Here is a 26,773-nt window from a genome sequence, read left to right on the forward strand (position 1 = left end):
TATGAAGGATATTTTTAGAGATATTGAAAGAGAATATGAGGAGTTAAGAAGAGAAAATAATAGGATTTTAGAATTTAGAACTTCTAAGATTTACTCTGAAATTCCACAAATTAAAGAAATAGATGAATTTATAAAAAATATTGGATTTATTGCTGCAAAGGAGCAAATTTTAAATCCTTCAGAAGATGCTCGTGAAAGAGCAAATGCTGAGATAATAGCCCTTAGGGGCAAAAAAGAAAGCTTATTAAAGAATGCTGGATATTCTAGAGATTATCTTGATGAGATTTATTCTTGTAATAAATGCAAGGATACAGGAAAACTTCCAAATGGCAAGAGATGTTCTTGTATGGAAAATAAACTTGCAAGAGAACTTTATAATATTAGTAATCTTTCCTATACATTGAAAAGAGAAAATTTTAATACCTTTGATCTAGGTGTTTTCTCTAAAGAAAAATATAATGATGAGGATTTATCTCCTAGGGAAAATATGGAGATGATTCTTAAAATTTCAAGAGATTTTATCAAGACTTTTAATGATGAAAATGACAGAAATCTATTGTTCTATGGTCCAACAGGACAGGGTAAGACCTTTATGCTAAATTGTATTGCAAAGGAACTTTTAGATGAAAATGTAAATGTAGTTTATCAAACTGCTTTTACACTTTGTGAAGTAATGGAGGAGCAAAAGTTTAGAAGAACTGAAATAAGTAATTTAAAGTACTCTCAACTTTTTAGCTCAGATCTACTTATTGTAGATGACCTTGGAATAGAAATGACTAATTCCTTTACTGCTTCTGGAATTTTTAACATTATTAACAAAAGACTACTTGGCGGTAAAAAAACTTTAATATCAACAAATTTATCACCAAAAGAGTTGTCAAGTACTTATACTGATAGAGTCTTTTCAAGAGTGTTTCAAAAATTTATTCCTATTAAATTTTATGGGAATGATTTAAGATTAAAAACAAATTCTTAAGAGGTGAAAAGAAGATGAAAGTATCACAAAGAGTAAAAGAAGTTCCCTATTCGGCAATAAGAAAGTTAACACCATATGCCGATGCGGCGAAGAAAAGTGGCAAAAAAATATATCACTTAAATATTGGTGAGCCAGATACTAGAACTCCTAAGGAGTTTTTCGAGGCCGTTCAAGATTTCAATCAAGATAGAGTGGGATATGCCCCATCAAAGGGACTTTTAGAGCTTAGAGAAGCAACAAGTAAATATTATAAGGATCGCGCGATCGCCTATGATGCAGAAGATGAAATTATCATAACTGCAGGTGCAAGTGAAGCCTTAGTTTTTGCTTTAATAGCTGTTACAGACTTAGGTGATAATGTTCTTACTTGTAATCCATTTTACTCTAATTACTATACAATCTTTAGACAAATTGGCATCAAACCTCAAACCTTTGATACAAAAGTAGAAGATGGATATAAACTTCCAGATTATGAGACTATATTAAATTCAGTAAATGAAGATACTAAGGCAGTACTTCTTTCAAATCCTTCAAATCCAACTGGAGCTGTATATACAGAAGAAGAGATTAGAAGAGTTGCAAGAGTTGCTATAGAAAAAGATTTATTTATTATAGCTGATGAAGTATATAGAGAGTTCGTATATGATAATAAAGAATTTATGTCCTTTGCAGAAATCGAGGGAATAGAAGATAGACTTATTTTACTTGATTCTATTTCAAAGAGATTTGGAGCATGTGGAGCTAGAATTGGTTCTATTGCAAGTAAAAATAAAGATCTTATGACTGAGATAGTTAAACTTGCAACAGGAAGACTTGCAGCACCAACTCTTGAACAAATTGGTGCAACAAAATTATATGATGTTCAAGATAGTTATTTTAAAGAAATCAATGAAGAATACCAAAGAAGAAGAGACTGTGTATATGAAGAGCTTCAAAAAATAGATGGAGTTAAAACTTATGCACCTAAGGGAGCATTTTATGTAATGCCTGAACTTCCAGTAGAGGATGCTGAAGATTTTGCAAAGTGGATGCTAACTGATTTTGATTTAGATGGTGAAACTGTAATGGTTGCTCCAGGATTTGGTTTTTATCATGATTCTAATGTTGGAAAGTCACAAATAAGACTTGCTTTTGTATTAAATTGCGAAGATTTGAAAAAAGCTATTAATCTTTTGAAAATAGGATTAGATGAATATAAAAAAATAAATAGTTAAAGGTGATAAGTTGAAACAAAAAACTTTCAACAAAATATTAATCTCTTTATCTATAGTATTTTTAATACTTCAATTTGTTTATTCTCAAATAAAATTAAAAACTGGAGTATATAATAAAAATATTAGATATATGGAGTATGTAGTTATGGCATTAATAATGATAACAACTTTAGTATATGCCAAAAAAGAAAATAAAGAGTTTTTTAAAAGACTTTTAATAGTATATTTAGTCTTAATAATATTATTTATATTATTTTTATTAAGAGGAGTAATTTAAAGAGGGGAGTAATTCCTCTCTTTTTTCTTTTAATATCTAAGATATTATTATAATTATATTAAATAAGATCTATTTACTTTTTTTATTTTCTGTAATAATCTATAATAGTTTGATAGAATAGCTAACGAGGTGAAATAATGAAAAAATTTATAAGCATTTTATTAGCAGCTTGTACTTTACTTGTACCATCAACTTCTTTTGCACAAGCTATTGATGAAAATGTATTAAAGGAACATGTAGAAATTCGTGATCAAAATATATATGTTCCAACAAGAAATGGAGTTCAAAGAGCTACATATGAAGAGGCAATTAAAATAGATAAATTCAACAAAATGGGCTTAGAAGAATTAACTGGTTCCTATATTTTAGGAGATTATAAATCAGGTGAAATATTAGAAGGATATAATATTGATGAAGTAAGGGCAATGGCATCTACTTCAAAACTTGTAGCAGTATTTGTAGTGCTAGATAAGATTAAAGATGGAACTATTAGTAGAGATGATATTGTAAAAATAGATCATGAATGTTCTTCTCTTACTGGTTCAACTTACAAACTAAAGGAAAATGAAGAAATAACTGTAGATGATCTTTTAAAGGCTTCTCTTGTAGTTTCTGGAAATGATGCTATTACAGCACTTGGAAAGCATGTATCAGGAACAAAAGAGGGCTTTGTAAATATGATGAATAAAAAGTGTAAAGAACTTGGTCTTACAAATGCACATATGGTAAATCCAACAGGTCTTACAGATTATTCCATAGAAGATTATAATAAAATGACAACAAGAGAAATGTTTATTTTAACAAGAGAACTAATTAGAACTCATCCAAATATTTTGCAACTTACAAGCATACAGGAGTTAAATAAAACAGATAGAGAATATCATGAATACAATACAAACCCACTTCTTGGAGTAGTTGAGGGAATAGATGGATTAAAAACAGGATATACAAATGCAGCAGGAAGATGTCTTATAGCAACAGGTCTTAAAAATGGGGCTGAAGATGGATCTACAAAGGATATTAGACTAATTGGAGTTACAACAGGATCAAAGGGTGATTGGCAAAGATACTCTGCATCAAGAAGACTTATGGAAGATGGATTTAAAAATTATTCCTATATTCCAGTTAATAATCTTGAAGATATTGTGACAAAGGTAAATATAGAAGGTTGTAGCGAAGAAGAAACAAATGTATATCCAAAAGAAATTGGAACAGCACTTTGGGACAATAAGACAGAAATAAGCACAAAAGTAAATATTAGAAAAAATCTTAAAGCACCACTTCCAGCAGGAGAAATAGTAGGAGAAGTAAGCTATTATATGGGAGATAAGGAAGTTTTTAAAACTGATTTAGTCCTTACAAATAGTGCAAGTGAAAAGGGATTTTTATTTAAAATACAAAATATATGCGAAAATATATTTTATAATATAAGAAATGCAGCATAATAAATATCCACAGTTGAAGATAAATGTCTTTAATTGTGGATATTTTTTTATTGATTTTAAGTTTTTGTGAATAATAATAGCAACTTTTTAAGAAATTTACTATGTATATAGTGGAGGTGAGAAAATGATAAAAAAAGAAATCTTAAATAGAAAACTTAAACTTGAATTTGAAAATGGACTTAGTGAAAGTGGAAGAGAACTTAAAAAGACTAAAACTTATTCAAATTTAAACGAAAAAGCAGAGCTTGAAGATATTTATGACTTTGCAAAGGACTTGTCCTCATTATGTAAGAAAGAGCATTTAGCAACAAAAACTGTAATAGAAGAATTATTAACAAAGGAGGCATAATTTGAAAAATAATAAAATATTAGAAATTGAGTTTGAAGATATTGGAAAGAAAAAGTTTAAAATTTCATTAGATGATCCAATAGATAATATTGAACTATCTCAAATAAATAATATATCAAGTCTTGTAATAGACTCAGAGTTATTTGTGGGAAAAGTTGGAAAGTTAGAAAAATTTACAAAGGCATATATTAAAGAAATTAATTATGAAGATATAGTATAGGTGAATTATGGAAGAGTTATTTAATCAAATAGCAAATGTTGGATTTCCCATTGCAATATCTTGCTATTTGCTAATTAGAATTGAGTTTAAAATTTCAGAACTTACAAAAAGCATCAATGATTTAAGTAATAGTATAAGTACTTATAATCACTGATGCTTTTTTTATTTATGTTCTTCTATAAAATTATTAATAAGTTTTATAACCTCATCAATATAGCTATCATCTGAAGGATATCCAACTACAATATGACCATGTTCTTTTACCTTGCCAATGATCATAAGATTTCTATAAAGATGGTTGTCTCCAGTTCCAGCATATCTCATATCTGTTATAATTCCTATAATCATTCTTGGAAAATCAGTATTTATATTGTATTCATCTTCCATTTCAGAAATAACTCCATGAGCCATAATCTCTGCAGAAACTCCATCATCAATAGTAAGTCCATCAAGATTTGCTATTAATATATTAGCAGATTTAAGCTCTAAGGTATCAGCCTTTGAAATAGCTATATCTGTAATAATATCATCATTATTTTTCTTATCATTAATTGAGCTATTTCTCTGAGGAACATATAGAGAAAGCTCTGTTTCTTTTTCAATTCTAGATGCTACTTTTTCAGTCCATGTAAACATTGCATCATTAAAAAAATGTGATGCAAAATAACCAGTAAATTTTTTCATAATACTCCTTTAATTATTTTTTAAATTTGCAAATATTAAAATTATTACAAAATGTATTGCTGCAAAAACTCCAATTAAAATATAGTCATTAGTAGTCAAATTATGCAATAAATGTATAAAAATCTCTTTTATTTTATAAATATCCCAAGAGTTTAATCTTAAAAATCTTCCTAAATAAAGAGCTATTCCTGTAATAGCAGAGAAAAATAATAAAACTATAAAGCTTGCCACTAAATGATTGTAGCAGTTTACTATTTTTAAAATATTTAAAAAAGATTCAAAAGACAATACTAGAGAAAGTGTAATAAGAGACACTTCACAAGAAAGTTTAATCCATACAAGATAGTCCATATTGTAAGTTACAACACCATTTACAAATTCATAATATTCTTTAGTTTTAATATGAGTAAAGTCTGTAAACATATATATAGCATTAGGATAAAAAATTATTGCTATAAGTGTAAGTATAGTACAAAGTAAAATTCTATCTTTATTATTAGCACAAAATGATGTGAGAATATATGGTATAAAGGAAAGTCCTGCATTGAAAATTAAATATCTTTTATTAAAACCAAAGTGAATTATTACATATCCTATTGCTATGTAGATAAGTAAATATACTAGTATTTTTCTAAAAGAAGAATATGTTTTTTTGTCCAAAAATCTCACTCCCTTGGATTAATTTTAGTTTAGGAAAGTGTAAAAGTCAATTGAGATAAGATTAAGATTTATATAAGAAAAGACTTCTAAAAAATTAGAAGTCCTTTTTATTATTCAAGTCCACTTGTATAGAGTTTATAATATACACCTTTTTGTTCTAGAAGCTCATCATGGGATCCTCTTTCAATGATTTTACCCTTTGAAAGTACAATAATCGCATCGGCATCACGAACAGTAGAAAGTCTATGTGCTATTACAAAAGTTGTTCTTCCAACCATAACCTCATTCATAGATTCTTGAACAAGTTTTTCTGTACGAGAGTCTATAGATGAAGTTGCCTCATCAAGTATTAAAACAGGTGGATTATATATTTCTGTTCTACCAATAGAAAGTAGTTGAGATTGTCCTTGAGATAAATCAGATACAGTTCCTGAAATTCTTGTATTATATCCATCAGGAAGAAGTTCAATAAAGTGATTTGCTTGAACTTTTTTAGCTCCTTCAATGATTTTTTCAGAAGAGGCATCAGGATTACCATAACTTAAATTATAATTAATAGTACCTGTAAATAAATTTGTATCTTGAAGAACCATACCAAGGGATTTTCTTAAATCTCTTTTTTTGATATTTTTTATATCAATGCCATCATAGGTAATAGTACCACTTTGAATTTCATAAAATCTATTTATAAGATTTGTAATAGTAGTCTTACCAGCACCAGTTTCGCCAACAAAGGCAAGTTTTTGTCCAGGCTTTGCAAAAAGAGATATATCGTGAAGTACATCATTTTCGCCGTCATAGGAGAAGTTTACATTTTTAAATCTAATATCACCTTTAAGCTCTGTATATACTTCTTTTTCATCTTGAATATCTTTCCAAGCCCACATATCAGTTCTTTCACTACATTCTTTAATATTTCCACTATCGTCTTTACATATTCTAACAAGCTCAATATTTCCATTGTCTTCTTCTTCAACTTCATCAAATAAATCAAAAATTCTTACAGCTCCAGCAAGAGACATAATAAGTTGATTCATTTGTTGAGATATATTTCTCATAGGTCCACCAAAGGACTTTGAAAGTTGTAGAAAAGCTGCAATAGTACCAACTGTAATTCCAAACTTACCAGATATAGCAAGAAGTCCTCCAATAATTGCAATAAAAGCATATTGAAGATTTCCAATATTAAATACAATAGGTATTAAATATAGAGAATATCTATTAGCAAGCATAGTATTTTCTGCAAGATCAGAATTTATTTTATTAAACTCATCTATTATATTTTTCTCATGAGAGAAAACTTTAACAACCTTTTGTCCATCAATCATCTCTTCAATATATCCATTTGTCTTACCAATCATTTGTTGTTGTTTTAAGAAATATTTTGAAGATTTCTTTGAAACATTTTTCATAACTAAAATTAAAAATATTAAAGTTATAAATACAACAACTGTAAGAATAATAGAAGAATATATCATTGCAAATCCAACTGCAAAAATAGTCATAATCGATGAAAAAAGACCAGGAAGCACATCTGCAATCATTCTTTCAAGAGCTTGAATATCATTTGTAAAGTGAGACATAATATCTCCATGAGAATTTGTATCAAAGTATGAAATTGGAAGTTTTTGTAAATGAGCAAATAAATCATTTCTCATATCTCTTAAAGTTACTTCAGTAATATCTACCATCATTCTAGAATAAGTCAGTGTAGATAAAATTCCAATTGCATAAATAATTCCCATTTTTATTAAAAGACTAATAAGTGGAGCATAATCAGGAGTACCTTGATTAACTAAAACCACAATATAATCATCAATTAACACCTTTATAAAAAGTGAAGAAGCAACACCAACAAAAGAGGATATTACAACAAGAATAAGAACAAAGAAAAATTTAAGCTTTGCATCTTTAAAGATATATTTAAAAAGCCTTTTAGTAACTTCTTTATTTTCTGCTGACAAAAGATTACTTTTAGTTTTTTCTTTATTACGCATCAAAATCTCCCCCTTCCACTTGAGTGCTTACAATTTCATTATAAATTTTATTGGTCTTTACAAGCTCATCATGAGTACCAATACCATTTATTCTGCCCTTATCCATAACTATAATATAATCGCAATTTCTTAGAGAATTAACCCTTTGAGAAATTATTATTCTAGTCATAGAAGGAAGGTTTTTATCAAGTTCATTTATTAAAGTTTGCTCAGTAGTATTATCAAGAGCAGAAGTGGAGTCATCTAGAATTAAAATCTTAGGCTTTTTAAGAAGAGCCCTTGCAATACAAAGTCTTTGCCTTTGACCACCGGAGAAATTTGTGCCACCTCTTTCAACTTTTGCATCATACTGATCGCTTTCACTTAAAATAAAGTCATGAGCCTGAGCAATTTTAGAAGCCTTAATAACATCATCAAGACTAGCATCTTCATTACCCCATCTTAAATTTTCAATAATAGTTCCAGTAAAAAGTTGATTTTTTTGTAAAACTACAGAAACAGAATCACGAAGAGTCTTTAAATCATAATCCCTAACATCAACACCAGAAACTTTTACATTTCCAGACAAAGTATCATAAAGTCTTGGAATAAGATTTATAAGAGTAGTCTTAGAAGAACCAGTAGAGCCAATAATCCCTACATTATCTCCAGATTTAATATTTAAATTTATATTTTTAAGAGCACATTTATCAGAATCATGTACATAAGAAAAATATACATCATTAAATTCAATATCACCATTTGCAACTTCTAAAACAGGATTTTTAGGACTTCTAATACTAGAAGTAGCAGATAAAACATCAGAAACTCTTTCAGCAGAATTTCTAGATATAGTAACCTGAACAAGAATCATAGAAAGAATCATAAGTGATATTTGAATTTGAAAAGCATAAGTTATAAGACTCATAAGCTCACCAGTAGTTAGACTTCCAACAACTACAAAATGTGCACCAAACCAAGCAATTAAAATTGTAATTAAATAAATTGAAAATTGCATAAGTGGCATACCAAAAGCCATTAGCTTAGATACCTTAACATGTTTTTCGTATAAATCATAAGAAGTATCATTAAACTTTTCAATCTCATGATCTTCCTTAACAAAAGACTTAACAACACGAATACCGCTTAAATTCTCAGAAACAATAGTATTTAATCGGTCAAAAGTTTTAAATATTTGAGAAAAAATAGGATGAGCTTTTGATATAATCAAATACATTCCAAGAATTATAATTGGAAAAATAAACAAAAAGTTCATAGCAAGCTCCCTATGAATTCTAAAACTCATAATAAAAGAAAAAATAAGCATTAGAGGAGATCTAATTGCTATTCTAATACTTGCTTGAAAAGCCATTTGAATATTTTGAACATCTGTAGTCATTCTAGTAATTAAAGAGCCAGTTGAAAACTTATCTACATCTTCAAAAGAAAAACTTTGAATATTATTAAACATACTTTCTCTTAAATTTTTTGCAAGACCAGATGAAGCCTTAGTCGCAAAATAACCAGAATAAATTCCAGAAACAAAGGCAATAACTATACTTAAAATAAGTAAAACTCCAATTTTTAATAAATCTTCTTTAGATTTAGCTGAAATTCCTCTGTCGATTATAAGACTCATTAAATAAGGTAGAGCGATATCCATAAAAACTTCAACTATTACAAAAATTGGAGATAGTATTGCGTATTTTTTATTTTCCTTCAAATTAGAAAGAATATTTTTTACCATAAATTACCTCCTTTTTAACAAATTATTGTAACATTAAATAAAAAAATTACAACAATTTAACTATAAATAATTATACCCCTTATTTAAAAACTTAAAAATAGGGTATATGTTAATAAATTAGCAGATTAAGATATATATATAAATGGAGGGAATATTATGGTAGATAAGAATATGAACATATCGGAAGCCAAAAAAAGACAACTAAAAGCAAAAATTGAAGAAGAAATGGCAATTAATGACGAAAAAAGACCTGGTAGTGACTTATATGCAGATATCCATTCAAAAGATCCAGAAACAGGAGTAGAAGTGCCAACAGAAGAATCAGTTGTTGAAGCAAAAGCTTGGGTTGACGAAGAAACAAGAATGTAAATAAAAAAAGAGAGAGAAATCTCTCTTTCTTACATATTATTCATATAATAAATACACAATAAAATCAGCGAGGAAAACATGGAAATTAATATATTAAATGAAATAGCAAAAATTCACAATCCTTTTTTAGATAAAATAATGAGCATAATGTCAGCTTTAGGATCAGGTGGAATAGTATTTATAATAATTTCAGTAATATTTTTACTAAATAAAAAAACAAGAAAACTAGGACTTACAATATCACTATCATTAATGCTTTGTGCAATAATAGGAAATGGAATCTTAAAGCCATACTTTAGCAGAATAAGACCATATATAGAGCATTCAGTGCCAATAATAGTAAATCCACCATCTGGATATTCATTCCCATCAGGACATACTTACTCAGCCTTCGCAGCAGCAACAGCAGTTTATCTAAACAATAAAAAATGGGGAGTAGTATTTTTTATATTTGCATTTATAATGGGATTTTCAAGAATGTACCTATACGTACATTATCCAACAGATGTATTAGCAGGAATAGTACTTGGAATAATAATAGGAATAATTTCAAATAAAATAATAGAAAAAACAGTAAAAGTTTAATTAATTTTTACTGTTTCTTAAATTTTTAAAAAACTTTGAAATAATACTAGAACAACTCTTCTCAAGAACTCCAAAAAATACATTAGACCTATGATTAAAATCCATATCTAAAATATTAATATAAGAACCACAAGCTCCAAACCTTTTATTCCTAGCACCAACAAAAACATTATTAATCCTACAATTTAAAATCGCACCGGCGCACATTACGCATGGTTCAAGAGTTATATATATATTACAATCATCTAAATGATGAGAATTTAGATTTTTAGAAGCCTCCTTAAGAGCCATAATTTCAGCATGTTCAGTACCATCTTGAAGAAGTTCTTTTCTATTATATCCACATCCAATTATTTTATTATCTAAAACTACAACAGCACCTATTGGAATATCACCATTATCATAGGAAATTTGTGCAAGTTTTAAAGCCTCATTCATGAAAAACTCATGATTAGAATTCAAAAAATCACCTCAAGATAATTTTATAAAAAAACTAAATAAAAAGCAAAGGAGAAAGAATGAAAAATAAAGAAATAAATATCTTAATAAACGACTATCAAAAAACCTTAATAGAAAAAAACTTAAGCTATACATATAGATACTTAATAGAATTACTTGCAAGTATAAAAAGTGAATTTTCAAAAAAATACAAAGATCAATATAAAACAGGATATATTTCACCAGGAAACTTAGATTATAGTTACTTTTCAATATATAATGAAAAATTAAGAGAAAAACAATTAAGATTTGGAATAGTTTTAAATCATAAAAAAATGAGATTTGAACTTTGGCTAATGGGACAAAATGAAGAAATAAAAAATAAATATATAAAATTATTAAAAGATATAAAAGTAGAAAATCAAATAAAAGATATTACAAAATATTCAATAATAGAAATAGCTCTTAATGAAAATCCAAACTTTGAAAATGAAAAAGAATTAATAGAAAATATAATTAAATTGTCAAAAAACTATATTAAAAATTTAGAAAATATAATAAAAAATATTGAAAAATAGCGCTTTATAAAAAAATAAATAAATTTAAAAAACTTTATAGAAAGTGTTTAGAAAGAATTACACTGGGTAAATAATTAATACCAAGAAAGAGTTATAAGAAACAACCAACTCACTTGGTGTGAATCTTGACAATTTCATCCAACGTGATTTTTAATAGTCCTAAGTGGGACTTTGATATAGATGTTGACTAAATTGTATTTGCTAAAGCTAGTTAATATAATATTATTAAAGACGACACTATAGTAAAAAAATTAATTAAATTAAAAAATGTAAAAAATGTAAAAAATGTAAAAATGTAAAAATGTAAAAAATGTAAAAATGTAAAAAATTAATTAAATTAAAAATATAAAAAGTGTAAAGAATGTAAATTATTAGATTATAAAGAATTTAAATTTAGTCGTTCTGAAAATTTTCTAATTCTTAAGAGTTGGGAATTAGACAAAAAAAGATTTAAAGGATAGATTAAATTTAGAAGAAAAAAATGGAATCGAGTTATATGATTTAACGAAAATATTACAACTAGAATGTAAAATATTGACGAATGAAGGTAGATAAAATAGTGATAGAACCAAAAAGGTTTAGTTGGATGACTTTGTTAAGATATTAAGAGAGTGAACTTTTAAGATTAGTTATTAGTTCATTCTCTTTTTTATTGCTAAAATGGCAAAAAAATACATAAAAAATAAAATAATTTATCAATTTAGCAAAGTAATGCTTTATTATAGATAAGATATTAGGTATAATAAGTATAGTTATATTTTTATATATAGATTATTTATTACTTATTTATTAAGTCTTGGGTATAGTTTATTACCCTTTAATTTTTATATTTTTTTAATAAACTCCTTTGTTTGTTTTTTTAATTCCTTTAATAAGATAAATAACTTTTATGAAAATGTAACTAAATAAAAAGGTGAGAGATCACCTTTTTATTTTTTTAAAAACTGTAATTTAAAATTTGGATATGTAAGAGAGATGAAAATGTTAAAGTTTTTTGGATACGTTCAGATATTTACAACTGAATGTCTTTTTGTAAATAGAAAATCTCCAATTAGACTATGTGTTCCATAAAGTTTTAGCGTTAAATCATTAAAAAAAACTCTAGCGATAAAATAATATTGTAGACTGTAAACTACAAGAAAAATCACTAGATGTTTTTTATGTTAAATAATAATATACATAATTTATCAAAAATAAAATAAAACTTGTAAATATCATATAGTGTTTGTACTAAAATATAGAATAAAAAATTTTTATGGATATAGAAGATCGGAAATATGAGTAATTTTAATAGAGTCTTGTAATAGGAAGGGATTAAATAAAATATGAGCAGAAGTATGTTCAGATCATGTTCATATTTTATTAGAAATACCACCCCAAATTATCATATTAAGTTTTATAGGATTTCTAAAAGTGAAAATCAGTATAATTATATATTTAATTATGACAAAATTTAATATATAATTATAGGAATAGAAGTTTTTGGCATAGGGGATATTGTATTGATTTGGTAGAAAGAAATAAAAAAATGATAGAAGAATATATAAATAATAAGTTAAAAAATGATGAATTAACAGGATAATTAACCTTTGATGCATCAAATCTATTTAAGTAAGAAATAGTAAGTGATAGGCAATTTTTTATACCTTTTAGGTTTAGAAAGTAAAAAAGGTCCTTGTGCCTGTAAATTAAAAACCACTAGCTAAGCCAGTGGATCTTTCTTATTATCTTAAAAATAGTTTTTTATACTTTCTATATTACTTGACATTAGTTTCTCTAATTCAGTAGTAGATTTAAATTTTTTAGATATTTAATAGAATTATATGAATAGTATAATAAATCTTAATTTGTATTAGTTACTAAATTATTTTCAGATTTTAAAATTCAAATATTTATATATAGTGATATAATTCTTTATTTTACAAATCTTTTAGTGTCTATAGAATACAGTGGTTAATAGTAGGTTTTATATAGTTCATATTGTTAATATCTAAATCAAATTGTCATATTGTTATTATTAATTTATAGATAGCACTTGTTTCAATAATACTATATTTTTAAATATTAATAATTTAAAAAATTGGTGGAGATATTGCAAAAATTATACCTGTAAAATCTTTAGTATTATTTTTCCATCTGTGGCCTGTATTTTTTTCTATTCTAACACTATCGCCTTTTTCTAAAAGAATAGATTTATCGTTTAATATAAGTGTTATTTCACCAATAGTACAAACGGCAACTTCTTCAGCATTATGTCTATTTAGACTTGTAGAGTTGATTTCTCCTGGTGCAAGAATCATTTCACAAAGTTGAATAGCCCCTTTTAAATCTGGAGTAAGTAAATCATAGCGTAATTCTACATTTTTTTCTTCTGTATCTCCATCTTTTATATTAATTCTATCTATTTTTTTTACTACTTCGACAGCACCTATTTCGTTATCTTCAGTCATAAATAAAGAAAATATTGGTACGTTTAGCGCATCTGAAATTGCTCTTAAAGTATTTAATGATGGGTTAGCTAAACCGCGTTCAATTTGACTTAGAAGTGAAGAAGAGACTCCGATAATTTCACTTAATTGTTTAATAGACATAGAATGTTCAATTCGTACAGATTTAATTTTTTCACCTAGTAATTTAATATTTATGTGTAATCACCTCTTTAATGAATTTAATTATATCATAATTTTTATATTTGAGTATTTATATAATGAATAAATTTAAAATAGTTAAATGTAATTTAATAATAGTTAAATACAGTTGACTTTTTGGCAGTGCTATTATAATATCTAAGCAAGAAATCGTTTATCATTTTTAAATTTAAGGAGGGTTTTATGGATATCAAAAATTTTTTAGAAAAAGAGCCTATACTAGATAATGTAAAGGATTTAAAACCAACAGTTTGGATTAATCCTGATCTTAAATATGGAGAAACAGCTTGGGAAAACATTGATATTAGTATAGAGGATATTAAAGAAGCAGATAAAAGATTAAGAAGGTTCGCTCCACTTTTAATGAAATATTTTGAAGACACAAAAGAATATAACGGAGTGATTGAATCTCCTCTTAAGAGAATAGACAAACTTGAAAATAAAATAAAAAATGGATCGGAATTTGAAGGTGATTTATATCTTAAAATGGATTCGCACCTTGCAGTAGCGGGTTCGATAAAAGCTCGTGGAGGTATATATGAAGTACTATATCTTGCAGAGAAATTAGCATTAGAAAATAATTTAATAACTATAGAAGATGATTATTCAGTGCTTGCAAGTGAAAGCAATAGAGATTTTTTTTCACAATATACAATTCAAGTAGGATCAACTGGAAATTTAGGATTATCGATAGGTATAACCTCTGCTACATTAGGATTTAATGTAATTGTTCACATGTCTAGTGATGCAAAAGAATGGAAGAAAAATTTATTAAGATCAAAAGGCGCTATTGTAAGAGAATATGATGGTGATTTTACAGCAGCAGTCAGTGAAGGACGAAAAGAATCTGATGCAGATCCAAATTCATATTTTGTAGATGATGAAAATTCTAAAACTTTATTTTTAGGTTACGCTGTTGCAGCTCTTAGAATAAAAAAGCAATTTGAAGAAAAAGACATTACTATAAATGAAGACAATCCATTATTTGTATATATTCCTTGTGGTGTAGGAGGTTCTCCTGGAGGGGTTACTTTTGGTTTAAAGAAGATTTTTGGTGATTATGCACATGTATTTTTTATAGAACCAACGCATGCTCCATCTATGTTATTAGGAATGGCAACAGGACTTAATGAAAAAATTTCGGTTCAAGACTTTGGAATTGATGGGAAAACTGAAGCGGATGGATTAGCAGTAGGACGTCCTTCTGGTTTTGTTGGATCTATTATGAAACCTATCTTAAGTGGTATTTTCACAGTAGAGGATAAAAAACTATTTGATTATATGAGATTGTTAAATGAAACAGAAAATATAAAAATAGAACCCTCTTCTTGTGCAGCATTTGAAGGACCTTTAAAACTAAAAGAATATGAATTATCTAAAAACTATTTAGAAGACAATAGTTTAAATGATAAAATGAAGAATTCTACGCATATTATTTGGGCTACTGGTGGTAAACTTGTCCCTGAAAATATTATGCAAGAATATTTAAAAACTTACTTATAGGAGGAAAAAATGAATAATGAATTTATAACTATATTAGCTCTTTTAATAGGAATTGCTGTATTGATAATTGGTACTGTAAAGCTTAAGATTCATCCATTTTTTTCACTTTTAGCAGCATCTTTTACTTTTGGAATAATTTCAGGAATGGGAATGGAAAATGCATTGGAAGCATTTACTGAAGGAATGGGAGGTACTATTGCAGGAATTGGAATAGTAATTGCAATAGGTACTGTTACAGGATCTTTATTAGAAAAAAGTGGTGCAGTAGAAACTATGGCACAAAGTATATTAAAAGTTACAGGAGAGAAACATGCATCTCTTGGACTTGCAATAACAGGATATTTGGTATCGATTCCAGTATTTTGTGATGCTGCAGTTGTATTACTTGCACCAATCGCAAAGAGAATTTCAAAAGATACTAAAATATCTATGACTGCACTTGCAGTATCTCTTACAATGGGACTACATGCAACTCATATGTTTGTTCCGCCAACTCCAGGACCTTTAGCTGTAGCTGGAATTTTAGGCGCAGATCTTGGATATGTTATAGGATTTGGAGCAATAGTTTCCATTCCAGTAATGTTAGTAGCTCATTTTCTTGGTGATAAAATGGGTAAAAAATATTATTTTGTACCAGATGATATTGAAGAATTAGATGAAAACCATACTTTGCCATCTCCATTTATGTCATTTATTCCAATTATATTGCCAGTAATATTAATGTTAATAAAGACATTTTCAGATATGACAATAGGGAAAGAAGGAGCTAATAATTTAGCTGTAAATATTATAAATTTTGTGGGAACTCCGATGATAGCATTATTGATAGGTATGATAATCGCTTTAATAGGATATTTTAAGATTTTTCCTGGGGATAAATCAGTATATTCTTTTGATGGAGAATTCGGGGAATCTTTAAAGACTGCTGGACAGATTGTATTAATAGTAGGAGCAGGAGGAGCTTTTGGAGGAGTATTAAAAGCATCAGAACTTCAAAATATTTTAGTGGATTTTTTCTCTGGAATCGACATTGGTATATTAGCACCATTTATAATAGGGGCAATTTTTAGAACAGCTATAGGATCTGGAACAGTTGCAATGGTAACAGCAGCAAGTATGTTAGCTCCATTATTAGATGTTTTAGGAATGGGTTCTCCAATGGGACGAGTTATAGCTATGCTTGCATGTGCATCTGGTGGATCAATGATATTTCATGCTAATGATGACTATTTCTGGGTAGCTTCTTCTACTATGGGAATAGATACGGGAACAGCTTATAAAACTTTTACTGTAGCATCAATTGCTCAATCAATAACAGGTATAATAGTTGTATTCATTTTAAAAGCTATTTTACTTTAAAGGGGGATAAAAATGAAACTAAATGAACTTAAAACTCCGTCTATAATTTTAGATTTAGATATATTAGAAAAAAACTTACAAAAATTCCATTCACTGGCAAGTGAGAATAACAAAGAGATTTGGCCTATGATAAAAACTCATAAATCTTCAGAGATATTGCAAATGCAAAAAAAATTTGGATCCAATGGAGTTCTTTGCGGAACGCTTGATGAATGTGAACTAGCAGCGGATGTTGGATTTAATAATGTAATGTATGCTTATCCTGTAAGTGATATTATTTCAATAAAACGAATTATTGAGATTTCAAAAAAGACAAATTTTATACTTAGAATTGATGATGTTAAAGTTGCAAAAATTGTAAATAATATTGCAAAAGAAAAAGATATAAAAATAAATTATACATTAATAATAGATTGTGGACTTCATAGATTTGGTGTAAGAAAAGAAGATGCTATAGATACGATTAAAAAAATTAATCAATATGAAAACTTAATATTTAAAGGAATTTCTACACATCCTGGTCATGTATATAGTGCTACTAAAAATTCTGAAGTGCAAAAATATGTTGAAGATGAAATAAATACTCTCAAATATGTAAAAAATGAATTAGATAAAGAAAATATTATTTATGAAATAATAAGTTCTGGATCAACACCTACATTTTTGTATGCAGTTGAAAGTGATGTAATAAATATTTTTCATCCAGGAAACTATGTTTATTTAGACGCAATTCAAATGTCTTTAGGAATTGCAAAAGAAGAAGATTGCGCTCTTAGAGTATTGGCCTCAATAATATCAAATCCAAGAGACGGTGACTATCTTTTAGATGCGGGAGCAAAGAGTATAGGACTTGATAAAGGTGCACATGGTAATGATTCAATAATAGGACATGGAAAAATAATTGGACATTCTGAAGCTGTAATAGAAAGTTTATCTGAAGAAGTTGGAAAAGTAAAAGCAAAAGATTTGAAAGTATCAGAAAGAATTCAAATAATACCAAATCATTCATGTTCAACAGCAAATTTAACTAGCTTTATATATGGGTATCGAGGAGAAAATATAGAACAAATTATTAACGTAGATATAAGAGGAAATTCAAAGAAATAATTTAAAGATTTATTATTAAACTATTAAAAAATAAAAAACTCTAGTGATAAACTAATATTGTAGAAATTAACTACAAGAAAAGATCATTAGAGTTTTTTATATTAAATGAAACTTTAAAGATGATATTGTTTTTATGACAAAATTTATTAATAAAACCATAAAAAATAAATATATAAAATTTTATGATATTATAAAAAATGATAGTTATTAGAGATAGGTAAATAGTAATATAATATATAATTAATTAAATAACGATAAAATAAATAAAAATTATTATTTGAATTATAAAATTTGTTAAAGAAATAAATATTAAATAGTAGAACTATATATATTAATGGACCATGATTTTAAGTTTATATTGTTACTGTAATGAAAAGAATTGATGAGTCCAGTGAGAATTTTTTTTAAAAACTGTAATTTAAAATTTGGATATGTTAATATACAAGTAAAGAGGTGATTATATGGTAAATCTAATAGCTCATATAAATTCTTTTGGAAAAAAGCAAAGTATACTTGAACATTGTGAAAACGTTTCTCGAATTTGTTCTATTTTTTGTGACAGTATAGGCTTTAAGAATACTGGAAAGATTTTAGGATATTTACATGATATGGGCAAGTGTAGAGATTCTTTTACTGAATATTTAATTAAATCTTATATGTCAACTCAAGATGAGTCTATTAAAGTGCCTGCAAAATCAGACCATTCAACGATTGGCGCTAAATTTATTTATAAATATAATATAGAAGAAAACTCAATATCAAAATTATATAAAGAAATAATTGCTCAAGTCGTAATGTCACATCACACAGGACTTAATAATTTTATAGATATAAATGGCAATGAAGATTTTTTAAATAGATTAAATAGAGATTTTGAATATGAAGAGGAATGTATCGAAAACTTCTACAAATACATAATAGAAAAGGAAGAATTTGAAAAACTTTTCAATAAAGGTTTAGAAGAAATTAAAGTTTTTATGAAAAATTGTAATAAGAGATATGATATATCTAATTTAATTAATTTTTTATTTTCAGCTTTAATTGATGCAGATAGGCTTGATGCCTTTAATTTTGATTTGAATTTAGAGTATGAAGAACAAGAAAATAAATTTATAGATTATAGTAAAAATTTAGAAAAGTATATTAAAAAGTTTAAAGTAAATAATGAAATAGATAAACTTAGAAGCGAAATTTCAAATATTTGTTTAGAAAAAAGTTCTTTGCAAAAAGGAATATATGATTTAACAGTACCTGTCGGTGGCGGGAAGACGATTTCTTCAATGAGGTTTGCGCTTAATCATGCAATAAAGCATAAAAAAGAAAGAATTATTTATATAATGCCCTATATTTCAATAATAGAGCAAAATGCAGAAGTGATTAAAAAAGCTACTGGATCAAACTTATTAGAGTTTCATTCAAATGTAATAAGAGATGAAGAGGAAATAGGGGATTTTAAAGAATATATCAATTCTAGAAAGAAAAAAACCTATGAAGATAGATGGGATAATGATCTTATATTTACATCATTAGTTCAGTTTTTAAATGTTTTTTATTCAAAACCAACGAGAAATAATAGAAGACTAAATAGTCTTAAAAATTCGGTAATAGTATTTGATGAAGTTCAATCAATTCCATACTATACTAGAACATTGTTTTTTTATGCTATAGGATTTTTAGAAAAATATTTAAATACAACAATTCTTTTAATGACTGCAACACAACCTAAATTTAATGAAGATTTAATAAGGCTTGGATATAAAGAGCCTATTAAATTAATAGAAAATGAAGAAAAGTATTTTGAGAAATTTAAAAGAGTAAATATTTTAGATAAGACTGAAAATATTTTAACAACAGAAGAAGATGTAAATATATTAATTAATGAAGAAATAAAAGATGTAAGTTCAATATTATTTATAGTAAATACTAAAAAAACTGTAGATTTTGTAAAAAACTCTATTTCATCAGATGAATATGAAGTAATTACATTAAATACAAATTTTTGTCCAGAACACAGAAGTGAAATAATTAAAGAAACAAAGAAGAAATTAAAAGATATTCAAGATAAAAAAAGAGATAAAAAATTAATTATGATAAGTACTCAATTAATTGAAGCTGGAGTGGATATAAGTTTTGAAAAAGTAATAAGATCTCTATCTTCATTAACATCAATAGCTCAGTCTTCTGGAAGATGCAATAGAAATAAAGAAAGAGAAATAGCAGATGTAATAATAGTAAACTTTAGTCCAAGTAGAGAAAGTTTAAAAAATTTAAAGGATATTCAAAAAGGGAAAAATATTATGAAGGACTTATTAGCTTATGGAAAAGAAATAGAAAACTTTGATTATCTATCAAAAGCATCTCTAGATGAGTATTTTAAATGTGAAAATGATGAAATAGATAAAAAAGAATATGATTTTATATTTAAAAATACAACTCTTTCTGATTTATTTTCTATAAATAATGATGGCAAAAATAGCAATAAGCCTGGAGCAGGAAAGTTAGTTCTTAACTCAGCAATAAAAGATGTAAAAGAAAATTTTTATGTAATAGAGGAAAATAATAAATCTATAATAGTTCCCTACAAAGAGGGAGAAGATATAATTGAGAATTTAAACTCTCAAAGAGAAATACCAGATATTAAGAAAATTTTACAAAAATCACAAAGATATTCTTTAAATATATATGAAAATACATTTAAAGATTTAGTTGAAAAAGGGGCGATTTATGAACTTAAAATAGAAGGAATATATGCACTAGTAAGTACATATTATGGAGAAAATGGTTTAGATTTAGAGGGAGAAAATGTAGAGGATTTTATATTTTGAGGTGAAGTATGAAAAATCAAATTGAATATAAAGTTTGGGCAAAATATGCACTTTTTTCAGATCCAATAATGAGAGTTGGTGGAGAAAAGTATTCATATCAAATCCCAACCTATGAAGCATTAAAGGGTATTACAGAATCGATTTATTGGAAACCATCTATTATATGGTATATAGATCGAGTAAGAATAGTAAATAAAATAGAAAGTCAATCTGTGGGAATAAAGACACTAAAATACAATGAAAGAAATAAAGAAAAAAAATCAGACCTTTCAATGTATTCCTATTTAAGAGATGTAGAGTATCATGTTGTTGCACATTTTGAATTTAATGAAAATAGGCCTGATTTAAAAAAAGATTGGAATGTAAATAAACATAGTGCAATTGCAAAGAGATCTTTAAATAGTGGAGGAAGAAGAGATATATTTCTTGGAACACGTGAGTGTCAAGGATATGTTGCTCCTTTTAGCTTTAATGAGGGTAAATCCTACTATGAAAATATAGAAGAGATGTACTTTGGCACAATGGTTCATGGAGTAGACTATCCAGATGAAAGTAAAGATGGAAATTTTAATATAAGATTTTGTAGACCTATTATGAAAAATGGAATAATAGAATTTGAAAGACCAGAAGATATTGAAATAGTAAGACTACTTAGAAAATATGATAAAAAAGAATTTAATAAAAATAATTTTAAAAATGTAGAAGCAACATATGATGAGATATTTGGAGGTGAATAATGAGTCTTTTAGAAAATTTATATAATTATTATGATTATATGATTGAAAATGAAAAAGATTTAGATATTGAATTAGAGCCTTTTGGATTTACGACAAAAAAAGCCTATGTGGATATAAATTTAAATAGGGATAAAGGATTTATAAGTGCTAATTTAGTAGATGAAGATGAATATAAAACGATAATACCCGCAACAAGTGACTCTCAAAGTAGAACAAGAGGAATTATTGCGCATCCATTATTTGACACTATTCAATATATTTCAAAAAACTTAGAAGAATATTCAACTTTTAAAAATAAAAAACCTATTTTGGAAAATGAAGATCATTACAAATCTTACATTGAAGAATTAAGTTCTTTTATAAAATCAGTTGAAAAAGATAGTGATAAATCCTATGACAAAGAAAAAGTACTATCATATCTAAATACAATAAAAAACTATATAGAAAGTGGAAGTATAATAGATGACCTTGTAAAAGAGAAAATTTTATACTTAGATGAAAATCAAAAACTTACAAATAAAGATGAAAATAATGAAAAAATTGAACTAGAAAAAATAAGTAGTGGCAATTTTGAAAAGGCATTAGTTAAATTTAGAATAAGTGATAAAAAAAATAAAAGAGGTTATGAAATAGAAAAAGATAAAGACTTGCAAATAGCTTATTATAATCATCTAAAAAATCAGAAATATGAAAAAGATATTGACTATATAACAGGTGAAATATCACCAATCTCAACAAAACATCAAAAATATATTTTAAATGCAGGTTCAGGTGCAAAATTAATATCGTCAAATGATACTGCTAACTTCTCATTTAAAGGAAGATTTATAGACGATCAAGAAGCCCTTTCCATAGGATATTATACTAGTGAAAAAGCTCATATGGCACTAAGGTATTTAATAAAAAATCAAGCAAGTAGACAAAAAGAAAGAGTTTTTTTAATATTTGGAAATGAAAATCAAAGTATTCCAAAAATAGGAGGTAATCTTTTTGATGATAGTGATTTAGAAATAAAAGATATAACAAGAAGAAATTATGCAGAAAAAATAAACTCTATGTTAAATGGTTATAGAAAAAAAGAATTTAAAAGAGAAGACAATATAAATATTTTAATATTAGACTCACCAGTACCAGGAAGAGTTTCAGTTCTTTACTATAAAGAAATAAATATAAATGATTATTTAGATAAACTTGAAAAATGGTATATAGATACATTTTGGGAATTTAAATACAAAGGTCAATATTATAACGAAACTCCTAGAATAAAAGAAATAATAGAATCTGCCTATGGAAAAATGGTAAATGATAGTCTTTATAAAAATACTTATGAAAGGCTATTTATATCTATAGTAGATGGAAGAAAAATACCAATAGATATCGTAAAAAAATTATATCAAAGAGCATCAAACCCAATGAGTTTTGAGAAAGATAATAAAAAAAAGAAAGATAATAAAAAAAAGAAAGAGTATGAATATGAAAAAGTACTGTCAGTAGCATGTAGTGTAATAAGAAATTTTTATATAAATAGAAAAGAAAAGGAGTATAACTATATGACACTTGAATATGAAAACAAAGATAGGTCCTATCTATATGGAAGACTTCTTGCAGTGGCAGATGAAGTGGAAAATTATGCAATATATATTAAAGATGCAGGAAAAAGAACTACAAATGCAAAGAGATATATGAGTTCGTTTTCTAGAAGTCCTTATAAAATTTGGGGAATAATTCACAATGCAATACTTCCGTACCTAGATACAGTAGGCGTAAAAACTAACTATTATAACGAATTATTAGAAGAAATTAGTTCGAAATTTAATGAAGATGATTTTTCAAATAATAAAGCCTTAGAAGAGAATTATTTACTTAGTTATTATTCACAAAAATACGAAATAAGACAAAGAATAAAAGAACTTTCAAAGAAAAATAAGGAGGAAAAATAATGATATTAGAAAATAAAATTGATTTTATAATGTACTTTACAGTAATAAAGGCAAATCCAAATGGAGATCCACTAAATGGAAATAGACCAAGAATAGATTATAACGGATATGGAGAAGTATCAGATGTATGTATTAAAAGAAAAATAAGAGATAGACTAATTGAATCTGGAGAAGATGTATTTGTTCAAAATGATGATAAAAGAGTAGATGAACATAGAAGTCTTAAAGATAGATATGATGCTTTAAAAAAAGAGAAGGGATTAGAAAAAGCTGATGAAGATGTTCTTGCAAAAGCAGTATGTGAAAATTGGATAGATGTGAGAAGTTTTGGTCAAGTATTTGCCTTTTCTGGAGACAAGCTTTCAATAGGAATTCGTGGACCTGTAAGTATTCAAACAGCAGAAAGTAAAGAAGAAGTAGAAATATCTTCAATGCAAATTACAAAATCTGTAAATAGTACAACAAACAAAAAGAATCCATCAGCTAAAACACCAGATACAATGGGAATGAAACATAGAGTTGAATTTGGAACATATAAAGTAGTTGGAACAATAAGTCCACAACTAGCAGAAAAAACTGGATTTACAGAAAAAGATGCGGAAACTGTAAAAAAAGCATTAATTAATATATTTGAAAATGATTATTCATCAGCAAGACCAGCAGGAAGTATGGAAGTAAATAAATTATATTGGTTTAAACATAACTCTAAACTTGGTAAGTATTCACCAGCTGAAATTCATAGTAGTGTAGACTTAAAAATTATAGATCCTGAAAAAAATAGCTTTGACAGATATGAAATAGTAGAAAATATACCTAAAGAATTTAAAAAAGAAGAAGAAGGAAAAATAGTAAACTTAATAGGTAAATAAAATGGAAGAAGACTATCTTCATATATCAAGCATTCAACATTTTGTATTTTGTAAAAGACAATGGGCTATACTTTATTTAGAAGATCAATGGCAAGAAAATTTTTTAACAGCAGAAGGAAGAGTAATTCATGAAAGAGCACATGATAATAACCTTAAAGAAAGTAGAAAAGATTATTTTGTAATAAGAAGTATGCCAATCAAATCACATACTTACAAACTAACAGGAGAATGTGACATTGTAGAATTTATAAAAGATGAAAATGGAATAAACATAAAAGAAAAAAAAGATAAATATATTATATATCCAGTGGAATATAAAAGAGGAAATATTAAAAAAGATGAAAGTGATAAAATGCAACTTTTAGCACAATGTATATCTCTTGAAGAAATGTTTGTAACAAAAATAAGAAAAGGAGCTATTTATTATAATAAAACTCGAAAAAGAGAAGAAATTAATTTCACAGAAGAAGATATAAATAACTTTAAAAACATTGTAGAAGAAATGCATAGAATATATAAACAAAAGAAAAATCCAAAAGTAAGAATTTCAAAAAAGTGTAAAAGTTGTTCAGTAAATGAAATATGTATGCCAAATTTAAGCAATAAAGAAGATGTAGTTAATTATATAAATAGAAGGTTAGATTTATGAGAAAAATATTAAATACCTTGTATATTACAACACCATCAGTATATCTTGCCTTAGATGGAGAAAATATTTTAATAAAAGATAATGGAGAAACTTTAGGGCGATTACCACTTCATAATCTAGAAGCAATAGTAACTTGTGGATATATAGGAGCAAGCCCAAAACTTATGTACAAATGTGCAGAAAAAAATATATCTTTAACATTTTTAAATAGTAACGGAAGATTTCTTGCAAGAGTAGTAGGAGAAACAAAGGGAAATGTTCATCTTAGAAAAGAACAGTATAAAATATCAGAAGATATAGAATCTTTAAAATATGCAAAATCTTTTATATCTGGAAAAATCCATAACCAACGAATAGTATTAAATAGAGCAGTAAGAGACTATTCGTTGAGAATTGAAACCGAGGAAATAGCAGATGTAGCACAAATGTTAAAATATTACTCTAAAAAAGTATGGAGCTCAGAAAATAAAGCGGAACTTCGAGGATATGAAGGGCTAACATCTCAAATGTATTTTTCAGTACTGGATAAATTAATATTAAATCAAAAAGATGACTTTTATTTTAAAGAGAGGAGTAAAAGACCACCACTAGATCCATTTAATAGTTTACTTTCCTTTTTGTATACAATATTATCCTATGAAATAGCATCATCACTAGAAACTGTAGGACTAGATCCCTATGTTGGATTTATGCATACAGACAGAGCAGGAAGAATATCCTTAGCACTTGATCTAGTAGAAGAACTAAGAGCTCCAGTAGTTGATAGAATGGCAATAACATTAGTAAATCAAAAACAAATAACAATAGAAGATTTTCGAATACTTGAAAATAATGTAGTGTTAATAACAGATGAAGGAAAAAAGAAAATATTTTCAAATATAAGAAGTAAAAAATTAGAAGAGATAACACATCCTTACTTAAAAGAAAAAGTTCAGTGGGGAATGATTCCCTATATTCAATCAATGTTATTAGCAAGAAGTATCAGAGGAGACTTAGAATTATATCCTCCTTTTTTATGGAAGTGAAAAAATGTATATTTTAATAACTTATGATGTAAGTACAAAAGATAAAAATGGAGCTAAAAGATTAAGACAAGTTGCAAAATACTGTCAAAATTATGGTCAGAGAATACAAAACTCAGTATTTAAATGTAAAATTGAAAACTATATGCTTCCATCAATTGAAAATGACCTTAAAAACTTAATGGACTTAAAAAAAGATAATATTAAGATATTTAAACTTGGAAAAAATATAGATAGTAAAATAATATCCTTAGGTAAAAATACTGAATATGATATAGAAGATATACTAATCTTTTAGTGCGAAAGTATATTAAACATAAAACACCTATAAGCTTCGCGCAAAAAACGAAGAATATAGCATATAAATAGCTGGTTTTAATATTACTAAAAAGTATAAAAATAGAATTATACAGCCTAAACGGCTTAAAAACTAGTTATCGCACCCTCACAAGGGTGCGTGGATTGAAACACCCTTGATACATCTAAATCATCACGACCATATAAAATCGCACCCTCACAAGGGTGCGTGGATTGAAACGAATAATTGCCTGTGTCATGAATTACTATATACTATCGCACCCTCACAAGGGTGCGTG

27 protein-coding genes and 1 CRISPR repeat array (1 of these 28 cut by a window edge) are annotated in these 26,773 nt (G+C 26.8%); of the genes, 21 read left to right on the forward strand and 6 right to left on the reverse strand.

Annotated features, from left to right (window positions below):
- Window position 1 precedes the first annotated feature (1 nt).
- The 7 genes from J2Z71_RS00120 to J2Z71_RS00150 all read left to right on the forward strand — a co-directional run bounded on the left by J2Z71_RS00120 (window position 2) and on the right by J2Z71_RS00150 (window position 4,635).
- On the forward strand, window positions 2-976 hold the full coding sequence (locus tag J2Z71_RS00120) for an ATP-binding protein (RefSeq protein WP_210059816.1): 975 nt from the start codon (window positions 2-4) through the stop codon (window positions 974-976).
- 14 nt (window positions 977-990) lie between these two features.
- Complete coding sequence (locus J2Z71_RS00125; protein WP_210059817.1) at window positions 991-2,190, forward strand: pyridoxal phosphate-dependent aminotransferase; 1,200 nt, start codon at window positions 991-993, stop codon at window positions 2,188-2,190.
- 10 nt (window positions 2,191-2,200) lie between these two features.
- Window positions 2,201-2,467 (forward strand): hypothetical protein, encoded by a 267-nt coding sequence (locus J2Z71_RS00130; RefSeq protein ID WP_210059818.1) that lies wholly within the window; start codon window positions 2,201-2,203, stop codon window positions 2,465-2,467.
- 137 nt (window positions 2,468-2,604) lie between these two features.
- Complete coding sequence (locus J2Z71_RS00135) at window positions 2,605-3,912, forward strand: D-alanyl-D-alanine carboxypeptidase family protein (protein WP_210059819.1); 1,308 nt, start codon at window positions 2,605-2,607, stop codon at window positions 3,910-3,912.
- A gap of 124 nt (window positions 3,913-4,036) precedes the next feature.
- On the forward strand, window positions 4,037-4,261 hold the full coding sequence (locus J2Z71_RS00140) for a DUF1659 domain-containing protein (RefSeq protein WP_210059820.1): 225 nt from the start codon (window positions 4,037-4,039) through the stop codon (window positions 4,259-4,261).
- Between the two features lies 1 nt (window position 4,262).
- Window positions 4,263-4,481 carry a DUF2922 family protein gene (locus J2Z71_RS00145; protein ID WP_210059821.1) on the forward strand — a complete coding sequence of 73 codons (219 nt, stop codon included), beginning with the start codon at window positions 4,263-4,265 and terminating at the stop codon, window positions 4,479-4,481.
- A gap of 7 nt (window positions 4,482-4,488) precedes the next feature.
- Window positions 4,489-4,635: a YvrJ family protein gene (locus J2Z71_RS00150; protein WP_210059822.1), complete on the forward strand. Its 147-nt coding sequence runs from the start codon at window positions 4,489-4,491 to the stop codon at window positions 4,633-4,635.
- Between the two features lie 8 nt (window positions 4,636-4,643).
- Here the strand turns inward: J2Z71_RS00150 and J2Z71_RS00155 are convergent, their stop codons facing one another.
- The 4 genes from J2Z71_RS00155 to J2Z71_RS00170 all read right to left on the reverse strand — a co-directional run bounded on the left by J2Z71_RS00155 (window position 4,644) and on the right by J2Z71_RS00170 (window position 9,548).
- Window positions 4,644-5,165, reverse strand: a complete 522-nt coding sequence (locus J2Z71_RS00155; protein ID WP_210059823.1) for a nucleoside 2-deoxyribosyltransferase — start codon at window positions 5,163-5,165, stop codon at window positions 4,644-4,646.
- A gap of 9 nt (window positions 5,166-5,174) precedes the next feature.
- Entirely contained in the window at window positions 5,175-5,825 is a 651-nt protein-coding gene (locus tag J2Z71_RS00160; RefSeq protein ID WP_210059824.1) for a DUF1361 domain-containing protein, read from the reverse strand.
- A 110-nt stretch (window positions 5,826-5,935) separates the two neighbouring features.
- On the reverse strand, window positions 5,936-7,822 hold the full coding sequence (locus tag J2Z71_RS00165; protein WP_210059825.1) for an ABC transporter ATP-binding protein: 1,887 nt from the start codon (window positions 7,820-7,822) through the stop codon (window positions 5,936-5,938).
- A complete protein-coding gene (locus J2Z71_RS00170; protein ID WP_210059826.1) occupies window positions 7,815-9,548 on the reverse strand; it encodes an ABC transporter ATP-binding protein in 1,734 nt (577 codons plus the stop codon). The genes J2Z71_RS00165 and J2Z71_RS00170 overlap by 8 nt, the downstream gene beginning before the upstream one ends.
- A 156-nt stretch (window positions 9,549-9,704) precedes the next feature.
- On the opposite strand from J2Z71_RS00170, the gene J2Z71_RS00175 reads away from it, so the two are divergent.
- Together J2Z71_RS00175 and J2Z71_RS00180 are read left to right on the forward strand one after the other, a co-directional pair.
- Window positions 9,705-9,917 (forward strand): CDIF630_02480 family spore surface protein, encoded by a 213-nt coding sequence (locus tag J2Z71_RS00175; protein WP_210059827.1) that lies wholly within the window; start codon window positions 9,705-9,707, stop codon window positions 9,915-9,917.
- Window positions 9,918-9,995: 78 nt separating this feature from the next.
- A complete protein-coding gene (locus tag J2Z71_RS00180) occupies window positions 9,996-10,502 on the forward strand; it encodes a phosphatase PAP2 family protein (RefSeq protein WP_210059828.1) in 507 nt (168 codons plus the stop codon).
- On the opposite strand, the gene tadA is transcribed toward J2Z71_RS00180, so the two are convergent.
- Complete coding sequence (tadA, locus tag J2Z71_RS00185; RefSeq protein WP_210059829.1) at window positions 10,503-10,964, reverse strand: tRNA adenosine(34) deaminase TadA; 462 nt, start codon at window positions 10,962-10,964, stop codon at window positions 10,503-10,505.
- A 56-nt stretch (window positions 10,965-11,020) separates the two neighbouring features.
- On the opposite strand from tadA, the gene J2Z71_RS00190 reads away from it, so the two are divergent.
- Window positions 11,021-11,518, forward strand: a complete 498-nt coding sequence (locus J2Z71_RS00190) for a DUF7000 family protein (RefSeq protein ID WP_210059830.1) — start codon at window positions 11,021-11,023, stop codon at window positions 11,516-11,518.
- Between the two features lie 1,380 nt (window positions 11,519-12,898).
- Window positions 12,899-12,982, forward strand: coding sequence for a hypothetical protein (locus J2Z71_RS08900; RefSeq protein WP_342590790.1), 84 nt, complete (start codon window positions 12,899-12,901; stop codon window positions 12,980-12,982).
- Between the two features lie 608 nt (window positions 12,983-13,590).
- Here J2Z71_RS08900 and J2Z71_RS09035 read toward each other — a convergent pair.
- On the reverse strand, window positions 13,591-14,163 hold the full coding sequence (locus J2Z71_RS09035; protein ID WP_342590791.1) for a helix-turn-helix domain-containing protein: 573 nt from the start codon (window positions 14,161-14,163) through the stop codon (window positions 13,591-13,593).
- A gap of 186 nt (window positions 14,164-14,349) precedes the next feature.
- Between J2Z71_RS09035 and J2Z71_RS00205 the strand changes: the two genes are divergently transcribed.
- The 10 genes from J2Z71_RS00205 (at window position 14,350) to cas2 (ending at window position 26,475) form a co-directional block, all read left to right on the forward strand.
- Window positions 14,350-15,669, forward strand: a complete 1,320-nt coding sequence (locus J2Z71_RS00205) for a D-serine ammonia-lyase (protein WP_210059831.1) — start codon at window positions 14,350-14,352, stop codon at window positions 15,667-15,669.
- Window positions 15,670-15,678: 9 nt separating this feature from the next.
- Complete coding sequence (locus tag J2Z71_RS00210) at window positions 15,679-17,028, forward strand: GntP family permease (RefSeq protein ID WP_210059832.1); 1,350 nt, start codon at window positions 15,679-15,681, stop codon at window positions 17,026-17,028.
- 12 nt (window positions 17,029-17,040) lie between these two features.
- The gene (locus tag J2Z71_RS00215) at window positions 17,041-18,135 is read left to right on the forward strand and encodes an alanine racemase (protein ID WP_210059833.1); all 1,095 of its coding nucleotides are present in this window, start codon (window positions 17,041-17,043) and stop codon (window positions 18,133-18,135) included.
- 461 nt (window positions 18,136-18,596) lie between these two features.
- Window positions 18,597-20,960, forward strand: coding sequence for a CRISPR-associated helicase Cas3' (cas3, locus tag J2Z71_RS00220; RefSeq protein WP_210059834.1), 2,364 nt, complete (start codon window positions 18,597-18,599; stop codon window positions 20,958-20,960).
- Between the two features lie 8 nt (window positions 20,961-20,968).
- Window positions 20,969-21,697: a type I-C CRISPR-associated protein Cas5c gene (cas5c, locus tag J2Z71_RS00225; protein ID WP_210059835.1), complete on the forward strand. Its 729-nt coding sequence runs from the start codon at window positions 20,969-20,971 to the stop codon at window positions 21,695-21,697.
- Complete coding sequence (gene cas8c / locus J2Z71_RS00230; RefSeq protein WP_210059836.1) at window positions 21,697-23,637, forward strand: type I-C CRISPR-associated protein Cas8c/Csd1; 1,941 nt, start codon at window positions 21,697-21,699, stop codon at window positions 23,635-23,637. The genes cas5c and cas8c overlap by 1 nt, the downstream gene beginning before the upstream one ends.
- Window positions 23,637-24,506, forward strand: coding sequence for a type I-C CRISPR-associated protein Cas7/Csd2 (cas7c, locus tag J2Z71_RS00235; RefSeq protein WP_210059837.1), 870 nt, complete (start codon window positions 23,637-23,639; stop codon window positions 24,504-24,506). The genes cas8c and cas7c overlap by 1 nt, the downstream gene beginning before the upstream one ends.
- A gap of 1 nt (window position 24,507) precedes the next feature.
- Window positions 24,508-25,155, forward strand: a complete 648-nt coding sequence (gene cas4, locus J2Z71_RS00240; RefSeq protein ID WP_210059838.1) for a CRISPR-associated protein Cas4 — start codon at window positions 24,508-24,510, stop codon at window positions 25,153-25,155.
- Entirely contained in the window at window positions 25,152-26,180 is a 1,029-nt protein-coding gene (gene cas1c / locus J2Z71_RS00245; RefSeq protein WP_210059839.1) for a type I-C CRISPR-associated endonuclease Cas1c, read from the forward strand. Before cas4 ends, cas1c begins: the two co-directional genes overlap by 4 nt.
- A 4-nt stretch (window positions 26,181-26,184) precedes the next feature.
- The gene (gene cas2, locus J2Z71_RS00250) at window positions 26,185-26,475 is read left to right on the forward strand and encodes a CRISPR-associated endonuclease Cas2 (protein WP_210059840.1); all 291 of its coding nucleotides are present in this window, start codon (window positions 26,185-26,187) and stop codon (window positions 26,473-26,475) included.
- A 138-nt stretch (window positions 26,476-26,613) separates the two neighbouring features.
- Window positions 26,614-26,773: a CRISPR direct-repeat array (repeat unit 33 nt; unit sequence ATCGCACCCTCACAAGGGTGCGTGGATTGAAAC); it runs 1,443 nt beyond the window's last position.

It is taken from the genome of Peptoniphilus stercorisuis, from assembly GCF_017874395.1.
Taxonomy (GTDB): domain Bacteria; phylum Bacillota; class Clostridia; order Tissierellales; family Peptoniphilaceae; genus Anaerosphaera; species Anaerosphaera stercorisuis.